Origin of the sequence: Pseudomonas sp. WS 5411 (assembly GCF_012985595.1) — a bacterium.
GTDB classification, from domain to species: Bacteria; Pseudomonadota; Gammaproteobacteria; order Pseudomonadales; family Pseudomonadaceae; genus Aquipseudomonas; species Aquipseudomonas shahriarae.
The window spans coordinates 1-19,336 of the sequence record NZ_JAARMC010000036.1; the positions used below are offsets into that span (position 1 = coordinate 1).

18 protein-coding genes are annotated in these 19,336 nt (G+C 61.0%); 14 read left to right on the forward strand and 4 right to left on the reverse strand.

Features of this window, described 5'->3' with window-relative positions; genetic code table 11:
* Positions 1-400: 400 nt before the first annotated feature.
* Entirely contained in the window at positions 401-769 is a 369-nt protein-coding gene (locus HBR93_RS26030) for a hypothetical protein (protein WP_057958979.1), read from the reverse strand.
* 235 nt (positions 770-1,004) lie between these two features.
* Here HBR93_RS26030 and HBR93_RS26035 point away from each other — a divergent pair, with 235 nt between their 5' ends.
* The 3 genes from HBR93_RS26035 (at position 1,005) to HBR93_RS26810 (ending at position 3,744) form a co-directional block, all read left to right on the forward strand.
* The gene (locus tag HBR93_RS26035) at positions 1,005-2,303 is read left to right on the forward strand and encodes a serine/threonine protein kinase (RefSeq protein WP_057438855.1); all 1,299 of its coding nucleotides are present in this window, start codon (positions 1,005-1,007) and stop codon (positions 2,301-2,303) included.
* The gene (locus HBR93_RS26040; RefSeq protein WP_057958978.1) at positions 2,296-3,084 is read left to right on the forward strand and encodes a VacJ family lipoprotein; all 789 of its coding nucleotides are present in this window, start codon (positions 2,296-2,298) and stop codon (positions 3,082-3,084) included. The genes HBR93_RS26035 and HBR93_RS26040 overlap by 8 nt, the downstream gene beginning before the upstream one ends.
* Before the next feature lie 117 nt (positions 3,085-3,201).
* The gene (locus HBR93_RS26810; protein ID WP_178112298.1) at positions 3,202-3,744 is read left to right on the forward strand and encodes a hypothetical protein; all 543 of its coding nucleotides are present in this window, start codon (positions 3,202-3,204) and stop codon (positions 3,742-3,744) included.
* 3 nt (positions 3,745-3,747) lie between these two features.
* Here the strand turns inward: HBR93_RS26810 and HBR93_RS26050 are convergent, their stop codons facing one another.
* The gene (locus HBR93_RS26050; protein ID WP_169961378.1) at positions 3,748-4,662 is read right to left on the reverse strand and encodes a DUF808 domain-containing protein; all 915 of its coding nucleotides are present in this window, start codon (positions 4,660-4,662) and stop codon (positions 3,748-3,750) included.
* A gap of 134 nt (positions 4,663-4,796) precedes the next feature.
* On the opposite strand from HBR93_RS26050, the gene HBR93_RS26055 reads away from it, so the two are divergent.
* Together HBR93_RS26055 and HBR93_RS26060 are read left to right on the forward strand one after the other, a co-directional pair.
* A complete protein-coding gene (locus tag HBR93_RS26055) occupies positions 4,797-5,402 on the forward strand; it encodes a TetR/AcrR family transcriptional regulator (RefSeq protein ID WP_057438851.1) in 606 nt (201 codons plus the stop codon).
* A gap of 204 nt (positions 5,403-5,606) precedes the next feature.
* Entirely contained in the window at positions 5,607-6,065 is a 459-nt protein-coding gene (locus HBR93_RS26060; protein ID WP_169961379.1) for a transposase, read from the forward strand.
* A 136-nt stretch (positions 6,066-6,201) separates the two neighbouring features.
* On the opposite strand, the gene HBR93_RS26065 is transcribed toward HBR93_RS26060, so the two are convergent.
* A complete protein-coding gene (locus HBR93_RS26065) occupies positions 6,202-6,642 on the reverse strand; it encodes a heme-binding protein (RefSeq protein WP_057438850.1) in 441 nt (146 codons plus the stop codon).
* Between the two features lie 268 nt (positions 6,643-6,910).
* Here HBR93_RS26065 and gcl point away from each other — a divergent pair, with 268 nt between their 5' ends.
* The 9 genes from gcl (at position 6,911) to HBR93_RS26110 (ending at position 17,597) form a co-directional block, all read left to right on the forward strand.
* Positions 6,911-8,686, forward strand: coding sequence for a glyoxylate carboligase (gene gcl / locus HBR93_RS26070; protein ID WP_057438849.1), 1,776 nt, complete (start codon positions 6,911-6,913; stop codon positions 8,684-8,686).
* Between the two features lie 10 nt (positions 8,687-8,696).
* Positions 8,697-9,479 (forward strand): hydroxypyruvate isomerase, encoded by a 783-nt coding sequence (hyi, locus tag HBR93_RS26075; RefSeq protein ID WP_169961380.1) that lies wholly within the window; start codon positions 8,697-8,699, stop codon positions 9,477-9,479.
* Between the two features lie 57 nt (positions 9,480-9,536).
* Positions 9,537-10,427 (forward strand): 2-hydroxy-3-oxopropionate reductase, encoded by an 891-nt coding sequence (locus tag HBR93_RS26080; RefSeq protein WP_057958974.1) that lies wholly within the window; start codon positions 9,537-9,539, stop codon positions 10,425-10,427.
* Between the two features lie 107 nt (positions 10,428-10,534).
* Positions 10,535-11,815 carry a glycerate kinase gene (locus HBR93_RS26085; RefSeq protein WP_120732266.1) on the forward strand — a complete coding sequence of 427 codons (1,281 nt, stop codon included), beginning with the start codon at positions 10,535-10,537 and terminating at the stop codon, positions 11,813-11,815.
* Entirely contained in the window at positions 11,805-13,220 is a 1,416-nt protein-coding gene (pyk, locus tag HBR93_RS26090) for a pyruvate kinase (protein ID WP_057958973.1), read from the forward strand. Before HBR93_RS26085 ends, pyk begins: the two co-directional genes overlap by 11 nt.
* A gap of 120 nt (positions 13,221-13,340) precedes the next feature.
* A complete protein-coding gene (locus HBR93_RS26095) occupies positions 13,341-14,216 on the forward strand; it encodes an urea transporter (protein WP_169876543.1) in 876 nt (291 codons plus the stop codon).
* A 31-nt stretch (positions 14,217-14,247) separates the two neighbouring features.
* Positions 14,248-15,072, forward strand: coding sequence for an ion transporter (locus HBR93_RS26100; protein ID WP_057438844.1), 825 nt, complete (start codon positions 14,248-14,250; stop codon positions 15,070-15,072).
* Positions 15,073-15,165: 93 nt separating this feature from the next.
* Complete coding sequence (locus tag HBR93_RS26105; RefSeq protein WP_057438843.1) at positions 15,166-16,170, forward strand: sulfate ABC transporter substrate-binding protein; 1,005 nt, start codon at positions 15,166-15,168, stop codon at positions 16,168-16,170.
* Positions 16,171-16,400: 230 nt separating this feature from the next.
* Positions 16,401-17,597, forward strand: a complete 1,197-nt coding sequence (locus HBR93_RS26110; protein ID WP_169961381.1) for an MFS transporter — start codon at positions 16,401-16,403, stop codon at positions 17,595-17,597.
* Between the two features lie 23 nt (positions 17,598-17,620).
* Here the strand turns inward: HBR93_RS26110 and HBR93_RS26115 are convergent, their stop codons facing one another.
* Positions 17,621-19,135, reverse strand: coding sequence for a M10 family metallopeptidase C-terminal domain-containing protein (locus HBR93_RS26115; RefSeq protein WP_178112299.1), 1,515 nt, complete (start codon positions 19,133-19,135; stop codon positions 17,621-17,623).
* Between the last annotated feature and the right edge of the window lie 201 nt (positions 19,136-19,336).

Consider the following 19,336-nt stretch of genomic DNA (forward strand, 5'->3'; position numbering starts at 1 on the left):
CCGACAAGCCAGCTCCCACAGGTATATGCGCACGCTTCGACGATCAGGTCGGCTGTCAGGCCGCCTCGCTTTGCTTTTGATCTGAGGCGCCCCGTTAAACCACGCTGGCCGTCATCCGCTATTGATTTGGGGGGTAACCCGGCAGGACGCCGGGTTAGCCGCGCTGGGCCAGGGATGGCCCATCGCGGCGGCCCCCCAAATCAATGTCGGATGACGGGCACACCGAGCCTAGGCGAGGTGCCGAGTGGTGGGGCAAAAGCGCTTTGGTTACTTTCGCGCTCTTCGAAAGTGACCCGCCGTAAGGGCGGAACCAATAGCCGCCGTGACCCCAGCATCGGATATGTACACAAACCCAATAAGCTAAAGAGTTGTGTAGATACCTATGCTGCGATTGGCCCTATCAGGCAGCCCGAGGCGCCCTGACCAACCGCAACCCGGCAATCACCAAGGCAAACACCGCAAAATTGGTGTTGTACAACGCCAATGCCGGAATCCCGAACGCCAGCCCCAACACCGCCAAACCCCAACCGGCACGGCCTGGCAGTACAAACGCCAGCACCGAGGTGACCAGCGCCGCCCAGCCCATGACCTTGAAGTGGATCATCAAACCCAGGTTCGCCCGTAACTGGCACTCCCAGCGGCTGGCATCGTCAACGCAGATGCCCACCCACTGCCCGTCCTCCATAAACCCATAACGGGCGCCATAACTGGCAGCCAGCCATAACGGCAAGGCCAACAGCAGCAGGATCAGCGGCAAACGACGGGACATAAGGGCACTCCGATAGACGAAAACGGCGCCCAGCTTAATCTCCCCTGGGCCATTGGCAAGGGTTGCGCACAGATAACTATTCATCAAAGCGTGCCAAAGTGTATCGTCTGCACACTATTACCTCGATTCCTATGTTTTTTCCGATATTAAGTGCCGATGGCTGGCACTTCGGCGATAACGCGGTGGTCATAGCCTGCGAACTTCATTAAGCACGTTTCCTCTTAGGGATTTAGTCATGCTCCGTTCCTTGCGCTGCGCTGCCCTGTTGGGTGGCCTTTTTTTGAGTGCGTCAGCACTGGCGGTCGACGTCGACCCGGCCAGCTATGGCTACCCTTTGACCAACCCGTTCGAAGCGACCATCGCCACAACGCCACCGGACTTGCGGCCGGATTTGCCATCCATTGATGACATCAACCAATCCGACTACAACCTGAACATGCGCCCGGAGCGTGAATTCAGCCTGCCCGACAACTTCTGGGCGGTGAAGAAGCTCACCTACCGCATTGCCAAACAGGATCGCGCCGCGCCACTGATCTTCCTGATCGCCGGCACCGGTGCGCGTTTTGACAGCTCTCTCAACGAATACCTGAAAAAGCTGTACTACAAGGCCGGCTACCATGTCGTCCAACTGTCGTCGCCCACCAGCTTCGACTTCATCAGCGCCGCCTCGCGCTTTGCCACACCTGGCATCACCCAGGAAGACGCCGAAGACATGTACCGCGTGATGCAGGCCGTGCGCGCACAAAACGCCACGCTGCCGGTCACCGACTTCTACCTCACCGGCTACAGCCTGGGGGCGCTGGACGCGGCGTTCGTCGCCAAACTGGACGAAACCCGACGCAGCTTCAACTTCAAGAAAGTGCTGCTGCTGAACCCGCCGGTCAACCTCTATACCTCCATCACCAACCTCGACAAGCTGGTGCAGACCGAGGTCAAGGGCATCAACAACAGCACCACCTTCTATGAGCTGGTGTTGAACAAGCTGACCCGCTACTTCCAGCAAAAGGGCTATATCGACATGAACGATGCCCTGCTCTACGACTTCCAGAACTCCAAGGAGCACCTGACCAACGAGCAGATGGCGATGCTGATCGGCACCTCGTTCCGCTTCTCGGCGGCCGATATCGCCTTTACCTCGGACCTGATCAACCGTCGCGGCCTGATCATCCCGCCCAAATACCCGATCACCGAAAGCACCAGCCTCACGCCGTTCCTCAAGCGTGCGCTGCAGTGTGATTTCGACTGCTACCTGACCGAACAAGTGATCCCGATGTGGCGCGCCCGCTCCGACGGCGGCAGCCTGCTGCAACTGATCGACCAGGTGAGCCTGTACGCCCTTGAGGATTACCTGCGTGACAGCCCGAAAATCGCCGTGATGCACAACGCCGACGACGTGATCCTCGGCCCTGGCGACCTGGGCTTCTTGCGCAAGACCTTCGGCGATCGCTTGACCGTCTACCCGCTGGGCGGCCACTGCGGCAACCTCAATTACCGCGTCAACGCCGACGCCATGCTGGAGTTTTTCCGTGGCTAAACATCTCCTGCTTCTTGCCGCCTTACTCTGTGCGGGCGTTGCCAACGCGGACAACAGCAAGGCTCATGCACCGACCGTGATCGACCAGGATGGCTTCAAGGAGCCCTTAAGCAAGCTCAAGTTCAACCCTGGCCTGGATCAGCGCGAGTTCGAGCGCTCGACCCTCAACGCCCTCAACGTCTATGACCCGCTGGAGTCGTGGAACCGTCGGGTGTACCACTTCAACTACCGCTTCGACCAATGGGTATTCCTGCCCGTGGTCGACGGCTATCGCTACGTCACCCCCAGCTTCCTGCGCACCGGCGTCAGCAACTTCTTCAACAACCTGGGCGACGTGCCCAACCTGATGAACAGCCTGCTGCAACTCAAGGGCCACCGCTCCCTTGAGACCACCGGCCGCCTGTTGGTCAACACCACTATTGGCATCGCCGGACTGTGGGACCCAGCCACCGCCATGGGCCTGCCGCGCCAGAGCGAAGACTTCGGCCAGACCCTGGGCTTCTACGGCGTACCGGGCGGGGCTTACCTGATCCTGCCGATCCTCGGCCCATCGAACCTGCGCGACACCGGTGGCCTGCTCGTCGACTACACCGCCGAATCGCAGATCAACTACCTCAACGTGTCCGAAGTCAGCTCCAACCACCCGGAAATCTGGGCCCTGCGCGCAGTAGACAAGCGCTACCAGACCAGCTTTCGCTACGGCCAGATGAACTCGCCGTTCGAGTATGAAAAAGTGCGGTATGTGTATACCGAGTCGCGCAAGTTGCAGATTGCCGAATAACGTTACCCAGCGTGCAAAAAGGCCATCGAAACGTTCGATGGCCTTTTTTTTCGGCTGTCAGCAGCCCACCCCTCGGAACCAGTTCGTACGCCCCTGCCACTTAAAGTCCAGGCCCCCATGCAGATAAGCCCGACACAAAACAGGCTGACCGCACTCTGCCCACCTCGAACTTTCCAGTGGAACTTAAACATGACGATATCGGTTTCCCAGCCCACCCTCACGGCACCCACCCTCGCCGCGCCCCCGACGGCTGAATCCCAAGCCTCAACAAAACCTCATCTGGACGCCCCCAGAGGCGCCTATGGCCGACCGCGCGGCGACAATCGCAGCGCAGGGCAAATCTTCAAGGAGACTCCGATCCTCAAGGACATCCTCAAACAAGATGGTCCTTTTGCAAGCAACTTCATCAATCAGCTCAAGCAGCAAACCGGCGATTGGAGCGCAGCCAACCGCGACCCCGAATCACGTGCCAATGCCGCCTATAACCTGGCTAAAGTGGCAACCTATATTGATGGCAGTGAAGACTTGGAGCGTCAGGGCCCAGCCCAGCAAAACGATCAGCACGTACAGGGTTTTGGCCAGTTCGGCAGTGTTTCCGCAGGCTCGGAAGCGCAGCTGTTCAAGGCGTTCAGCGAAAAAGGCTACAGCGCGCTGCGGTAACGCCTAGCCCCTCAAGGCGCGCCACGCCTTGCTCGCTACAGACACCAGCGCCAGCACCACCGCCCCGGCGATGATCCCCGCGACGGCATTGAGCAGGGTCTGCACCAGCCAGGAGATGCCACCGATGCTCTGGCTCACGCTTTCAATCCAGTGATGCACCGCGGGCACGCCGTGGGTGAGGATGCCGCCACCGACCATGAACATTGCCGCCGTGCCGATCACCGACAGGCTTTTCATCATGTACGGTGCGGTTCGCAGAAGTCCGTTGCCGATATCACGTACCCACTGGCCGGGCTTTTGCGACATCCACAGGCCCAGGTCATCGAGCTTGACGATACCGGCCACCAGGCCGTACACGCCGATGGTCATGACCAGGGCGATGCCCGACAGCACGATCACTTGCTGCATCAACGGCGCATCCGCCACGGTGCCCAGGGTGATCGCGATGATTTCGGCCGAGAGGATAAAGTCGGTGCGGATGGCGCCCTTGATCTTGTCCTTTTCGAAGGCCACCAGGTCCGTTGCCGGATCGGCCACGGCTGCGACCAACTGGGCATGTTCGGCCTGATCTTCGGCCTTGCTGTGGAGGAATTTATGGGCGAGCTTTTCAAAGCCCTCGAAACACAGATAGGCGCCGCCGAGCATTAACAGTGGGGTGACCGCCCAGGGCGCGAAGGCGCTGATCAACAGCGCGGTGGGCACCAGGATCAGCTTGTTGATAAACGAACCCTTGGCAACCGCCCACACCACCGGGATTTCCCGCTCGGCGCGCACGCCGGAAACTTGCTGGGCATTGAGCGCCAAGTCATCCCCCAGCACCCCGGCGGTTTTCTTGGCGGCCATTTTTGTCATCAGGGCCACGTCGTCGAGGACGGCGGCGATGTCATCAATCAATACCAACAAGCTGCTTCCTGCCATGAATCGGACGTCCTTAATGTGGGATATTTCGCAGCATAGCGTGGTACAAAGCGTCGCGGGCAGATTCTTGAGGCCCGCGGATCGCCGGTGCTACCATGCGCAACCGCCTGTCCTGGCAAGGAATCATCTGGTCTATGAGCACCATTCGCGAGCGCAACAAAGAACTGATCCTGCGGGCAGCCAGCGAGGAGTTTGCCGACAAGGGCTTCGCCGCGACCAAAACCAGCGACATCGCCGCCAAGGCCGGGCTACCCAAACCCAACGTCTATTACTACTTCAAGTCCAAGGACAACCTCTACCGCGAGGTGCTCGAAAGCATCATCGAGCCGATCCTGGCCGCCTCCACCCCCTTCAACCCGGACGGTGACCCCAAGCAAGTGCTGAGCAGCTATATTCGCTCGAAGATCAGCATCTCCCGCGATCTGCCCTTTGCCTCGAAAGTGTTCGCCAGCGAAATCATGCACGGCGCGCCACACCTGAGCCCCGAGCAGGTGCAGCAGCTCAACGCCCAGGCCAAGCACAACATCGACTGCATCCAGAGCTGGGTCGATCGCGGCCTGATCGCCGCCATCGACCCCAACCACCTGATGTTCAGCATCTGGGCAGCGACCCAGACCTATGCCGACTTCGACTGGCAGATCTCAGCGGTGACCGGCAAGGCCAAGCTGGATGAGGCCGATTATGAAGCGGCGGCGCAGACGATTATTCGGTTGGTGTTGAAGGGGTGTGAGCCGGACTGAGGGACCGTGGTGTGGCTATCGCAGGCAAGCCAGCTCCCACAGGTCCCGTGCCAGACACAAAATGTATGAACACCAAAAGTCCACTGTGGGAGCGGGCTTGCCCGCGATAGCAATCGCTCAGACACATCCTGCCAAAAGCCTGCCCACCAAACCCAGCCTCCCGAATCTAGCCTCTCAGAACACTTTCTGGAGAGAGGCAATGGAATGCCTGACCTACCTGCATCAAACCGCCTGCGCATCGGGCGCTACAACGAACCTAATCGAATCTATCACCTCACCACCAATACACTGGATCGCACCCCGATATTCGAGGATTTCAAATTAGGTCGATTGGTGGTTCAACAATTTAGAAACGCTCAAAGCCAAGGGCTAGTGACCTCGCTGGCCTGGGTAGTCATGCCTGATCACTTCCATTGGCTGATCTCACTGGATAAGGGCTCTCTGGCCGATTTGATGCGCCAGGTGAAATCCAAAAGCACCCGGGTGGTCAATGCGGTAGCTGGTCGACAGGGACGCCTATGGCAACCCGGCTTTCATGATCATGCCGTGCGCCAGGAAGAAAACCTTGAAGGCATCGCTCGATACATCGTTGCCAACCCTCTGAGGGCCGGCCTTGTAAAGACGTGCGGCGACTATCCGCTGTGGGATGCGATCTGGTTATGAGCGCATACCGAGTCGCCAGCATCGCAGGCAAGCCAGCTCCCACAGGGATTAGCATAAGTCGGACAATGTGCGCCCGGTACACATCAGGTGTGGGAGCTGACCTGCCTGCGATGGCTATCGCCCAGTCACCTCAACATCAAGCACTCACCCCCGCATCCGCCAACAACCCCACCCCTTCAATCGCGCTGATCGCGCACTGCTCATCAATATCCGACGTATCCCCACTGATCCCGATCGCCCCCAGCACCACCCCCGCCGGGTCCCGGATCAACACGCCGCCCGGCGCCGGCACCACGCCGCCCTGCCCCAGGCTGTTCAGCGCGGCGATAAATGCCGGGCGTTGCTGGGCATCCAGGGCCAGCAGGCGCGAGCCCTTGCCCAGGGCAATCGCGCCCCAGGCCTTGCCGATAGCGATTTGCGGGCGCAGCAGGCTGGCGCCGTCTTCGCGTTGCAGGGTGATCAGGTGCCCGCCGCTGTCGAGCACCGCGATGGTCAGCGGTGCAGCGGCAATGGTGCGGCCAGCGGTGATGGCCTGGCTGACCAGGTTGACTGCGACTTTCAAGGTTAGAGCGCTCATGGGTGCCGTCCTTATCTTGTTATTGAGAAAGCCTTTGGGCTCTGAATGATCAGAAGCCGGACGCAACAAATAGAACACAATAGATTTATTTTTTGTATACAATATTTCGAAACATACGCACCATACGTCGAAATAATCCCGCTAAAAAGCCTTCCGACGAATGCACAGGCGTGAGAATAAAATGGATTGACCTGCGCCGCTCGCCGTGAATACACTTTGAAGCAACACCACTTGTATACAATTACAAAACGCAAGAGGCACCAAAACCATGAGCAAAATGAGAGCAATCGAAGCCGCCGTTCTGGTGATGCGCCGTGAGGGTGTAGACACCGCCTTCGGTATCCCAGGCGCCGCGATCAACCCGTTGTATTCGGCCCTGCAAAAGGTCGGCGGCATCGATCACGTCCTCGCTCGCCACGTGGAAGGCGCTTCGCACATGGCCGAGGGGTATACCCGCACCAAGGCCGGCAATATCGGCGTGTGCATCGGCACTTCGGGCCCGGCGGGCACAGACATGGTCACCGGCCTGTACAGCGCCTCGGCCGACTCGATCCCGATCCTGTGCATCACCGGGCAAGCGCCCCGTGCCCGCATGCACAAGGAAGACTTCCAGGCCGTGGACATCACCAGCATCGTCAAGCCAGTGACCAAGTGGGCGACCACCGTGCTCGAACCTGGCCAAGTGCCGTATGCGTTCCAGAAAGCCTTCTATGAAATGCGCTCCGGGCGCCCCGGCCCGGTGCTGATCGACTTGCCGTTCGACGTGCAGATGGCCGAGATCGAGTTCGACATCGACGCCTACCAGCCACTGCCGTTGGCCAAGCCACTGGCCACACGCATCCAGGTTGAGAAAGCCCTGGCCATGCTCGACCAGGCTGAACGCCCGCTGCTGGTCAGCGGCGGCGGCGTGATCAATGCCGACGCCAGCGAGCTGTTGGTGGAATTTGCCGAACTGACCGGTATCCCAGTGATCCCGACGCTGATGGGCTGGGGCACCATCCCCGACGATCACCCGCTGATGGTGGGCATGGTCGGCCTGCAAACCTCACACCGTTATGGCAACGCTACGATGCTCAAGTCCGACGTGGTATTGGGCGTCGGCAACCGCTGGGCCAACCGTCACACCGGCTCGGTGGAGGTGTATACCGAAGGTCGCAAGTTCATTCACGTTGACATCGAGCCGACGCAAATCGGCCGTGTGTTCACCCCGGACCTGGGCATCGTGTCCGACGCCGGTGCCGCGCTGACGATGTTTATCGAAGTGGCCCGCGAGTGGAAAGCCGCCGGCAAGCTCAAGGACCGCAGCGCCTGGTTGCATGATTGCCAGCAGCGCAAAGCCACCCTGCACCGCAAGACCCACTTCGACAACGTCCCGGTCAAGCCGCAACGGGTGTACGAAGAGATGAACCAGGTGTTCGGCAAAGACACCTGCTACGTCAGCACCATCGGCCTGTCGCAAATTGCCGGTGCGCAGTTCCTGCACGTCTACAAGCCGCGCCACTGGATCAACTGCGGCCAGGCCGGCCCATTGGGCTGGACCATTCCGGCCGCACTGGGCGTGGTCAAGGCCGACCCGAGCCGCAAGGTGGTGGCGCTGTCCGGCGACTATGACTTCCAGTTCATGATCGAAGAGCTGGCCGTGGGTGCGCAGTTCAAGCTGCCGTACATCCACGTGGTGGTAAACAACTCCTACCTGGGACTGATCCGCCAGGCCCAGCGCGGGTTTGAAATGGACTACTGTGTGCAGTTGTCTTTCGACAACCTCAACGCCCCGGAACTTAACGGTTATGGCGTCGACCACGTTGCCGTCGCCGAAGGCCTGGGTTGCAAGGCCCTGCGTGTGTTCGAGCCGGGCCAGATCCAGCCCGCGCTGCGCAAGGCCCAGGAAATGATCGAAGAGTTCAAGGTGCCGGTGATTGTCGAGATTATTCTGGAGCGCGTGACCAATATTTCCATGGGCACCGAGATCAACGCCGTCAACGAATTTGAAGATCTGGCACTGGTGGGCAACGACGCACCGACTGCCATTTCATTGCTCGATTAAGGAGAACCCCATGCCGCGTTTTGCTGCCAACCTGTCCATGCTGTTTACCGAACAGGACTTTCTCGCCCGCTTCAAAGCCGCCGCCGATGCCGGTTTCAGTGGGGTGGAATACCTGTTCCCCTACGAGTTCAGCTCCGCCGAAATCAAGGCACAACTCGACGCCCACGGTTTGACACAAGTGCTGTTCAACCTGCCGGCCGGTGACTGGGCCAGCGGCGAGCGCGGCCTGGCTTGCCACCCGGACCGGGTCGAAGAGTTCCGCGCCGGGGTCAACCTGGCCATCGCCTACGCCCAGGTGCTGGGCAATACCCAGATCAACTGTCTGGCGGGGATTCGCCCCGCCGGTGTGGATGACGCCACCCTGGAAAAAACCTTCGTCGCCAACCTCAAGTACGCAGCCGACAAGCTGCAGGCGGTGGGGATCAAGCTGGTGATGGAAGCGATCAACACCCGCGACATTCCAGGCTTCTACCTGAACAACACCGCGCAGGCCCTGGCGATTCGCGAACAGGTGGGCAGTGCCAACCTGTTCCTGCAGTACGACATCTATCACATGCAAATCATGGAAGGCGACCTGGCGCGCACCATGGCCACGCACCTGGATCAGATCAACCATATCCAGCTGGCGGACAACCCGGGGCGCAACGAGCCAGGCACCGGGGAGATCAACTACCGGTTCCTGTTCGAGCATCTGGATCGCATTGGCTATCAGGGGTGGGTCGGCTGTGAGTACAAGCCGTTGACCACTACCGAGGCTGGCCTGGGTTGGCTCAAGAGCCATAACGCCATCTGAGCGACCCCACAGGGGGCAGTGCCAGACCTGCACAACTAATAAAAAGAGGATTTCATCATGGCTAAAATCGGCTTTATCGGCACCGGCATCATGGGCCAACCCATGGCCGCGAACCTGCAGAAAGCAGGTCACCAACTGTTCCTCTCCGAGCACCACGGCAAGGCGCCCGCCGAGTTGATCGCCGCCGGTGCCGTGGCCCTGGCCAACCCGCAGCAAGTGGCCCAGGAAGCGGAATTCATCATCGTCATGGTGCCCGATACCCCCCAGGTCGATGACGTGCTGTTCCGCGCCGACGGTGTTGCCGCAGGCCTGTCGCCGAACAAAGTGGTGATCGACATGAGTTCGATCTCACCCACCGCCACCAAGGCCTTTGCCGCAAAGATCAACGCCACCGGCGCGCAGTACCTCGACGCCCCAGTGTCGGGCGGTGAAGTCGGTGCCAAGGCCGCGACCCTGAGCATCATGGTCGGCGGCGAGCCGCAAACGTTCGAACGCGCCCTGGCGCTGTTCCAGAGCATGGGCAAGAACATCACCCTGGTGGGCGGCAATGGCGATGGCCAGACCGCCAAGGTGGCAAACCAGATCATCGTGGCGCTGAACATCCAGGCGGTGGCCGAAGCACTGCTGTTCGCCGCAAAGAACGGTGCAGATCCGGCCAAGGTGCGCGAAGCGCTGATGGGTGGCTTCGCCTCGTCGAAGATCCTCGAAGTGCATGGCGAGCGGATGATCAAGGGCACCTTCGATCCGGGTTTCCGTATCAACCTGCACCAGAAGGATTTGAACCTGGCCCTGGCCGGCGCCAAGGAGCTGGGGATCAACCTGCCCAACACCGCCGGTACCCAGCAAGTGTTCAGTACCTGCACCGCGATTGGCGGCGGCAACTGGGACCATTCGGCGCTGATCAAGGGGTTGGAGCATATGGCGAATTTCTCGATTCGCGATAAGTAACCTCCCCTTTCGGAATGCAATCCCTGGTGGGAGCTGGTTTGCCTGCTCCCACATTTGGCCCTCATTCCACGCTTCAAACCCAATAACAAGAATCCGGGAGCCCGCTTATGTCGGTCGATCCGCAACACCTGCTTCGCGAGCTGTTTGCCACAGCCATCGACGCTGCCCACCCCCGGCAAGTCCTCGAACCTTATCTGCCCGCCGACCGCAGCGGCCGGGTGATCGTGATCGGCGCGGGCAAAGCCGCAGCCGCCATGGCCCTGGTCGTGGAAAACAGCTGGCAGGGCGAGGTTTCGGGCCTGGTGGTCACACGCTACGGCCACGGCGCACCCTGCCAGAAAATCGAAGTGGTCGAAGCAGCGCACCCCGTGCCGGATGCCGCCGGCCAGGCCGTGGCCAAGCGTGTGCTGGCGCTGATCAGCAACCTGGGCGAAGACGACCGGGTGATCTTCCTGCTGTCTGGCGGCGGTTCGGCCCTGTTGGCGTTGCCGGCAGCGGGTATCACCCTGGCCGACAAACAAGCCATCAACAAAGCCCTGCTCAAATCCGGCGCGACCATCGGCGAGATGAATTGCGTGCGCAAGCACCTCTCGGCGATCAAGGGTGGGCGCCTGGCCAAGGCCGCCTGGCCGGCCACGGTCTACACCTACGCGATTTCCGATGTGCCGGGCGACCAGGCCACGGTGATTGCCTCCGGCCCGACCGTAGGCGACCCGAGCACCTCGCAACAGGCGCTGGCGATTCTCAAGCGTTACCAGATCGAAGTGCCGGCCTCGGTGCGCAGCTGGTTGCAGAACCCGGAATCAGAGACGGTCAAACCCGGCGACCCGTGCCTGGCGCGCAGCCATTTCCAATTGATCGCACGGCCGCAGCAATCCCTCGAAGCGGTGGCGGTGAAAGTGCGCCAGGCCGGTTTCAGCCCACTGATCCTCGGTGATCTGGAAGGCGAAGCGCGGGACGTGGCCAAGGTCCACGCCGGCATTGCCCGGCAAATCGTGCAGCACGGCCAGCCACTGGCGGCACCCTGCGTGATCCTGTCCGGCGGCGAGACCACCGTGACCGTGCGCGGCAATGGCCGTGGCGGACGCAACGCCGAATTCCTGCTGAGCCTGACCGACAGCCTCAAGGGCCTGCCCGGCGTCTACGCCCTGGCCGGTGACACCGACGGCATCGACGGCTCAGAAGACAACGCCGGGGCAATCATGACCCCCACCAGCTACGCCCGCGCCGAGGCCCTGGGCCTGTCGGCCAGCGATGAGCTGGATAACAACAATGGCTACGGCTATTTCGCGGCACTCGACGCGTTGATCGTCACCGAGCCGACCCGTACCAACGTCAACGACTTCCGCGCCATTTTGATACTTGAGACTGCTGCCCATGACGCCTGACAAGAAGGTCAAAATCCTCGCCACCCTGGGGCCGGCCACCGACGGTATTGATGACATCCGCGAGCTGGTGGAAGCCGGGGTGAACATCTTTCGCCTGAACTTCAGCCATGGCGAGCACGCCGACCATGCCCAGCGCTACCAATGGATCCGCCAGGTTGAACGCCAGCTCAATTACCCCCTGGGGATCCTGATGGACCTGCAAGGGCCCAAGCTGCGGGTCGGGCGTTTCGCCGAAGGCAAGGTGCAACTGGTGCGTGGCCAGGCATTGCGCCTGGACCTTGACCCGACACCGGGCGATCAGCGCCGGGTCAACCTGCCCCACCCGGAAATCATCAAGGCCCTGGAGCCGGGCATGGACCTGTTGCTGGATGACGGCAAGCTGCGCCTGCGGGTGATTACCAAGCATGCCGACGCGATCGACACCACAGTGTTGAATGGCGGCGAACTGTCCGACCGTAAAGGGGTGAACGTCCCACAAGCCTTGTTGGAACTCAGCCCACTGACCGCCAAGGACCGCCGCGACCTGAGCTTCGGCCTGGAGCTGGGCGTGGACTGGGTGGCGCTGTCGTTTGTGCAACGCCCCGAAGATATCCGCGAAGCCCGCGAGCTGATCGGTGACAAGGCGTTCTTGATGGCGAAGATCGAAAAACCCTCGGCGGTGCGCTACCTGCAGGAAATCGCCGAGTTGAGCGATGCGATCATGGTCGCCAGAGGGGACCTGGGCGTGGAAGTGCCGGCCGAAAGCGTGCCGCAAATCCAGAAAGACATCATCAGCACCTGCCGCCAGCTGGGCAAACCGGTGGTGGTGGCCACACAGATGCTCGAGTCCATGCGCTTCTCGCCGGCCCCCACCCGCGCCGAAGTCACCGACGTGGCCAATGCCGTGGCCGAAGGCGCCGATGCGGTGATGCTGTCGGCCGAAACCGCGTCCGGCGAATACCCGTTGGAAGCGGTGCAGATGATGAGCAAGATCATCCGCCAGGTGGAGAACGGCCCGGACTACCAGACCCAACTGGATGTAAGCCGGCCCAAGGCCGATGCCACGGTGTCCGACGCCATCAGCTGCGCGATCCGTCGGATCAGCAGCATCCTGCCGGTGGCGGTGCTGGTGAACTACAGCGAGTCGGGCAGCTCCAGCCTGCGTGCAGCACGGGAGCGCCCGGCGGTGCCGATCCTCAACCTCACGCCCAACCTGTCCACTGCGCGCCGCTTGAGCGTGGCCTGGGGTGTGCATTCGGTGGTCAATGACCGCTTGAGGCAGGTGGACGAGGTGTGTTCCACCGCGCTGGAAATCGCCCAGGCCCAAGGCATGGCACAGCGTGGGGATACCTTGTTGATCACGGCGGGGGTGCCGTTTGGGCAACCGGGGTCGACCAACTCGCTGCGCATTGAGACGTTGATCTAGCGTCTGTTCGGGCCTCATCACGGGCAAGCCAGCTTCCACATTTGATTGGGTTCGCCAATCAAAATGGGGGAGCGGGCTTGCCTGCGATAAGGGCAACTCGGTCTCCCTGACTCCCTCACCATGCCCAACCCAACCTGCCCCGACTGGGCCGAAGCTCTGCTCAACGGCTTCAGCCAGATATTCCTGCAACGCCACCCGCTGTGTGGCCTGCTCTGCCTGCTGGCGATCCTCACCTGCGCCCCGGCCCTGCTCGGCGGTGCGCTGCTGGGCGGGGTCGCCGGCCTGCTCACGGCCCAGCGCCGCGACTATCCCAAGGCCGAGCGCCAGGCCGGGCTCTATAGCTACAACGGTGTGTTGCTGGGATTACTGATCAGCCAGCATTTCGCCTGGTCGGCCTTGCTGCCGCCGCTGATCCTGGCCTGCGGCGGCCTGAGTGCGATCCTGACCCGGCAATGGGTCAAGCGCACGGGCCATGGCGATGACTTGCCTGCCTATACCGTGCCCTTCGTCGGGTTAGGCTGGCTGTTGCTCGGCACGGTCGCACCTGCCGCGCTGCCTATCACTACGCCGGCCCCCCTGGACTGGCTAAGCGCTCCGCTGATCGGCCTGGGGCAGATCGTGCTGCTGGATCAACCACTGGCCGGCGTGCTGATCGCCCTTGGCCTGCTGCTGGCCAGCCCTCGCGCAGCACTGTGGGCCGTGGTGGGCGCCTGCAGCGGCATGGCACTCGGCCTGCTGCTCGACGACCGCGCTGGCGCCCTGCTCGGCCTGCACAGCTATAACCCGGCGCTTGCCGCCCTGGCCCTCAGCCAGTACCGGCGCCAACCCTGGCTGCCCCTGCTCGGCATCCTCCTGGCATGCCTGCTTGCCCCAGGCTTCGCCGGCCTGCACCTGGCACCGCTGACTGCGCCGTTTATCCTCGCCTGCTGGCTGGTGCGCGCCACCCTGCGTCTGCGGCACCGGTCCAACATGGACAGCCCGTTCGAATCCCCCTAGGCTTCGCAGATCTTCGATTCAGGCGGACTTCATGGACAGTAACAACGACTGGCGCCAGCGGCTCTACGTCATGGTTTTCCAGAGCGACACGGCGGCCGGGCGGCGCTTCGACGGCATCCTGTTGCTGATCATCCTCGCCAGCATAGTGATCGTGATGCTCGACAGCATCGACGTCGTGCACCAGAACTACGCCGATGTGCTGGCCTATATCGAGTGGGGCTTCACGCTGATCTTCGCCATCGAGTACGGCCTGCGCCTGTATTGCTCGCCCAAGCCATTGCGCTATGCCTTCAGTTTCTACGGGCTGGTGGACTTGCTGGCCATCGTCCCCGGCATCCTCGCCCTGTACTACAGCGACGCCCAGTACCTGCTGATTATCCGCATCATCCGCATGTTGCGGATCTTCCGGGTGCTCAAGCTCAGCCCGTACCTCAAGCAAGCCAACTACCTGATGTCGGCGCTGCGCGGCAGCAAGCAAAAGATTGTGGTGTTCCTGGTCAGCGTCTGCACCCTGGTGACGGTGTTCGGCACCCTGATGTACGTGATCGAGGGCCCGGAGCATGGCTTTACCAGCATTCCCAAGGGCATCTACTGGGCCATCGTGACCCTGACCACCGTAGGCTTTGGCGACATCGTGCCCAAGACCCCGCTGGGCCAGGTGATCTCGTCGCTGGTGATGATCACCGGCTACTCGATCATCGCCGTGCCCACCGGGATCTTTACCGCCGAACTGGCCAACGCCATGCGCGGCGAGCAATTGCAACACGACTGCCCGGTGTGCAAGAAAAGCAGCCACGAACCCAACGCGGCCTTCTGTTCGCGCTGCGGCAACGGGCTCTATAAAAAAGTGGAATAAGCAAAGTTCTTTTTAATCTTTAAGCATCTATGCCACCGCGGCTATAGTCGTGGGCTATAAGCCACCACCTTCGCGAACAACAAGGAATGAGCAGTGAAAAAACTCGTTAGCGCTTCGCTCCTGGCCGCCGGCCTTGCACTGTCTATTGGCGCCCAGGCCGCCTCGACCACCCTGCTCAACGTCTCGTATGACGTGATGCGTGACTTCTACAAGGACTACAACGCGGCGTTCCAGAAGCACTGGCAAGCCGAACACCCGAACGACAAGCTGACCTTGCAGATGTCCTTCGGCGGTTCCAGCAAACAGGCGCGCTCGGTCATCGACGGCCTGCCGGCTGACGTGATCACCATGAACATGGCCACCGACATCAACGCCCTGGCGGACAACGGCAAACTGGTGCCCGACAACTGGGTCACCCGCCTGCCGAACAACAGCGCGCCATTCACTTCCGCCACCGTATTTATCGTACGCAAGGGCAACCCCAAGGCCCTGAAAGACTGGCCGGACCTGCTCAAGGATGGCGTACAGGTGATCGTGCCCAACCCCAAGACTTCCGGTAACGGGCGCTACACCTACCTGTCGGCCTGGGGCTATGTGCTGAAGAACGGCGGCGATGAAAACAAGGCCAAGGACTTTGTCGGCAAGCTGTTCAAGCAGGCACCGGTGCTCGATACCGGTGGCCGTGCCGCGACCACCACGTTCATGACCAACCAGATCGGCGACGTGCTGGTGACCTTTGAAAACGAAGCGGAAATGATTGCCCGTGAGTTCGGCCGCGATCAGTTCGAAGTGGTTTACCCAAGCGTTTCCGCTGAAGCCGAGCCGCCGGTGTCGGTGGTCGACAAAGTGGTCGAGAAGAAAGGCACCCGTGCGGTGGCCGATGACTACCTGAAATACCTGTGGTCGGCCGAAGGCCAGGAAATTGCCGCCAACAACTACCTGCGTCCACGTGACCCAGCGGTGCTGGCCAAATACACCGACCGTTTCCCGAAAGTTGACTTCCTCTCGGTAGAGAAGACCTTTGGCGACTGGCGCACCGTGCAGAAAACCCACTTCAATGATGGCGGGGTCTTCGACCAGATCTACAACGGTCAATAACTGACAAAACTCGTTCAAAAAATGTGGGAGCGGGCTTGCCCGCGATAGCGGTGTATCAGCCAGGTATTTCTAACCTGACACGCCGCCATCGCGGGCAAGCCCGCTCCCACATTAGGTTCTGCGCAAGGCATTAATGCCAGGCATGACTGAAATCATCAGTAACACTTTACCCCCTCCCTCGCCTACCCTTTACCCTTCACGCCATCCTTCCCCGTTTTAACGAGAACACCATGACCGCTACCTCACCCGCGACCGCCACCATGACCCGTGGCATGGTGCTGCTGTTTGCGTTCTGCTGTGGCGCCATCGTCGCCAACATCTACTACGCACAACCGATCATTGAGTTGATTGCCCCGGACATCGGCCTGACACCCGCCATGGCCAGCCTGATCGTGTCCCTGACCCAGATTGGCTATGCCCTGGGCCTGTTCTTCCTGGTGCCGCTGGGCGACCTGCTGGAAAACCGTCGGCTGATGATCATCACCACCGTGGTCGCCATCGCCAGCCTGTTGGGTGCAGCCTTCACCAAAGAACCGAACCTGTTCCTGTTGGTGTCGTTGCTGATTGGCTTCAGCTCGGTGTCAGTGCAGATCCTGATTCCCCTGGCCGCGCACTTGGCACCTGCCGAGTCCCGTGGCCGGGTGGTGGGTAGCATCATGGGTGGCCTGTTGCTGGGAATCCTGCTGGCACGGCCGGTGTCCAGCCTGGTGGCGGACCACTTCGGCTGGCGGGCGATGTTCATGGCCGCAGCCGCGATGATGGCCATTATCAGCGTGGTGCTGTTGTTGACCGTGCCCAAACGCCAGCCGGACCACAGTGCCAGCTATGGCCAGTTGTTGCGCTCGTTGGCCACCCTGCTGCGCGAGCAACCGTTGCTGCGCCAACGGGCGTTCTACCAGGGTTGCCTGTTCGCTGCCTTCAGCCTGTTCTGGACCGCCGTGCCCCTGGAACTCTCACGCAACCACGGCTTGAGCCAGAGCCAGATCGCCCTGTTTGCCCTGGTCGGTGCCCTCGGCGCCATCGCAGCACCGATCAGTGGGCGCCTGGCAGACGCCGGCCACACCCACCGCGCTTCGTTGCTGGCCATGTTGCTGGCGGCCCTGAGTTTTCTACCGGCGCTGGTACATCCGGCCTACAGCGTCATCGGCTTGATGGTCACGGGCGTGGTCCTGGACTTCTGCGTGCAGATGAATATGGTCCTCGGCCAGCGCACCATCTATGCCCTCGACGCCCACAGCCGCAGCCGCTTGAACGCGCTGTACATGACCAGCATCTTCATCGGTGGCGCCTTTGGCTCGGCGATTGCCAGCAGTGTGTATGAACACGGCGGCTGGCTTGGGGTGATCCTAGTGGGTAGCGCGTTCCCGTTGGTGGCCTTGCTGCGCTTCTTGAGTGTGTCCAGGGGCGCGTCGACAGTAAAAGCCTGAACCCACCAGGTGCCAACCCTCACCTACCGATGCCCTTGCCCTGCCTGGCCCTTCTCAAATAACCGAATGAGCCCCTGCAACAGCATGAGGGTACTCTGGAGCACACTCGTCAAGATCGTGAGTAGAGATTCAGCGGGAGCGGGTGCCGGCATAGGCGGTGGGGTCGGAGTCGGGGGCGGCACAGGGGTTGGCGCCGGGGTGGGTAAGGGGGCGGGCCCGGGGGTTGGCGTCGGTCCTCCCGTCACGATATCGGTGGCTTGGATTTTACCGGCAGTGGTCAACAGCAAGTCAGGTTTGCCGCTACCGTTCATATCAATCGCCAGACTGCCACGCCCCGTACGTGCGTCATAACCCAGCACGGCATTGCCTGGCTGCCCATTGAATTGACTGGAGAAGTTGAGGTGTTTGATACCGGCTTCTCTCAAGGCGCCAGAAACATCGACTTTGTCGGTGCCGCTGGTGAAATCCTCGATCAGGTCGGGGTTCTGCGGCGTGGATTCACTGGCCTTGTCGTAGACGAAGATGTCCGCCCCGCCGCCTCCGCGCAGCTTGTCTGCCCCCCTGCCCCCCTTGAGGCGATTGTCTGCATCATTGCCGGTCAGCACATCATTGCCTGCACCGCCGACGGCATTTTCCAGGGTCACGCCCTTGGCGATGGAAACATTACCTTTCATTCCCCCGACGTCCGAGAATGATTGCGCATTGAGGTTGATGTTTTGGTCCTGGGAATAGCCGGAGAAATCCAGGGTGTCGTTACCGCCGCCGTCCCAGACACAAAAAACCGCTGAATCCGCAGCGCTCTTGATGCTCAGTACGTCACGCCCGGTATTGGAGTTGAACCCATAGGTCGTGTCTGTGTTGCGGGTAGTGTGGTTGGCACCATAAAGACGCTGAACCGCCGCGATGTCATACATCATGGGTGCCGAGGGCATCCGCCCCTTGAAGTCATGACCCGCGTTCTTGTGCTCTGCCCAATAACTCATGACCGTACCGGCCCGGGTGTCCTGCGCAAACTTCGCATCCCGCTCGTACGATCCGCCACCGTTGTAGTCACCGGGATGCGCCAGCCCCAGGCAATGGCCTATCTCGTGAACCATCGTGGTGTGGAAGTAACTCCCCTCCTTGGGCGCATGTGAGGCACGCCGTGTACCGATCGTGGCTTTCGCCGCGGGATTGTGCCGTGTCGGCCCCCATGCCACGCCACTTTCCATGCGATGAGAGCCGGACACCTCTATAGATCCATCCGTCTTGCGGGCGTTCTCATGAAAACTGATGTTGGCCACGTCTTGCCAAGCCTCCATGGCCCGGCGAGCACAGGTTTTCTGCTGCTCGGTGAAACCCTGGAGCTTGTAGGAAACCTGCGTCTTGCCGTCCCCGTCCCGATCGTTAAAACGCGTACCGCTGCGCGTAAGATGCCCGGCAACCTGATCAGTGCTGAGGGAGCGTTTCCCACGGGCAGACATGGGTTCCCTGAACGGCCCGTGCATGCCTTCAGGACAGCAGCCAGGATGAGCAGCAGTGTTGTTGATTTGACTCATGGCGATCTCCGATTCGATTAATAACTGGGATATCAGGGCCCAACTGCGCCGCCTTCATCGCAGAAAGCCGTCTCGGTCCCCGTCATCCGTGCCTAATCTTTCATGCAGGAAATCGCCCCGCCACCGGGGCTTTGAGTCTTATTGAAACGCTTTGGCCGCTTGTTCGGTTTACTGACAAAACACATGGATCCTTACAATCCC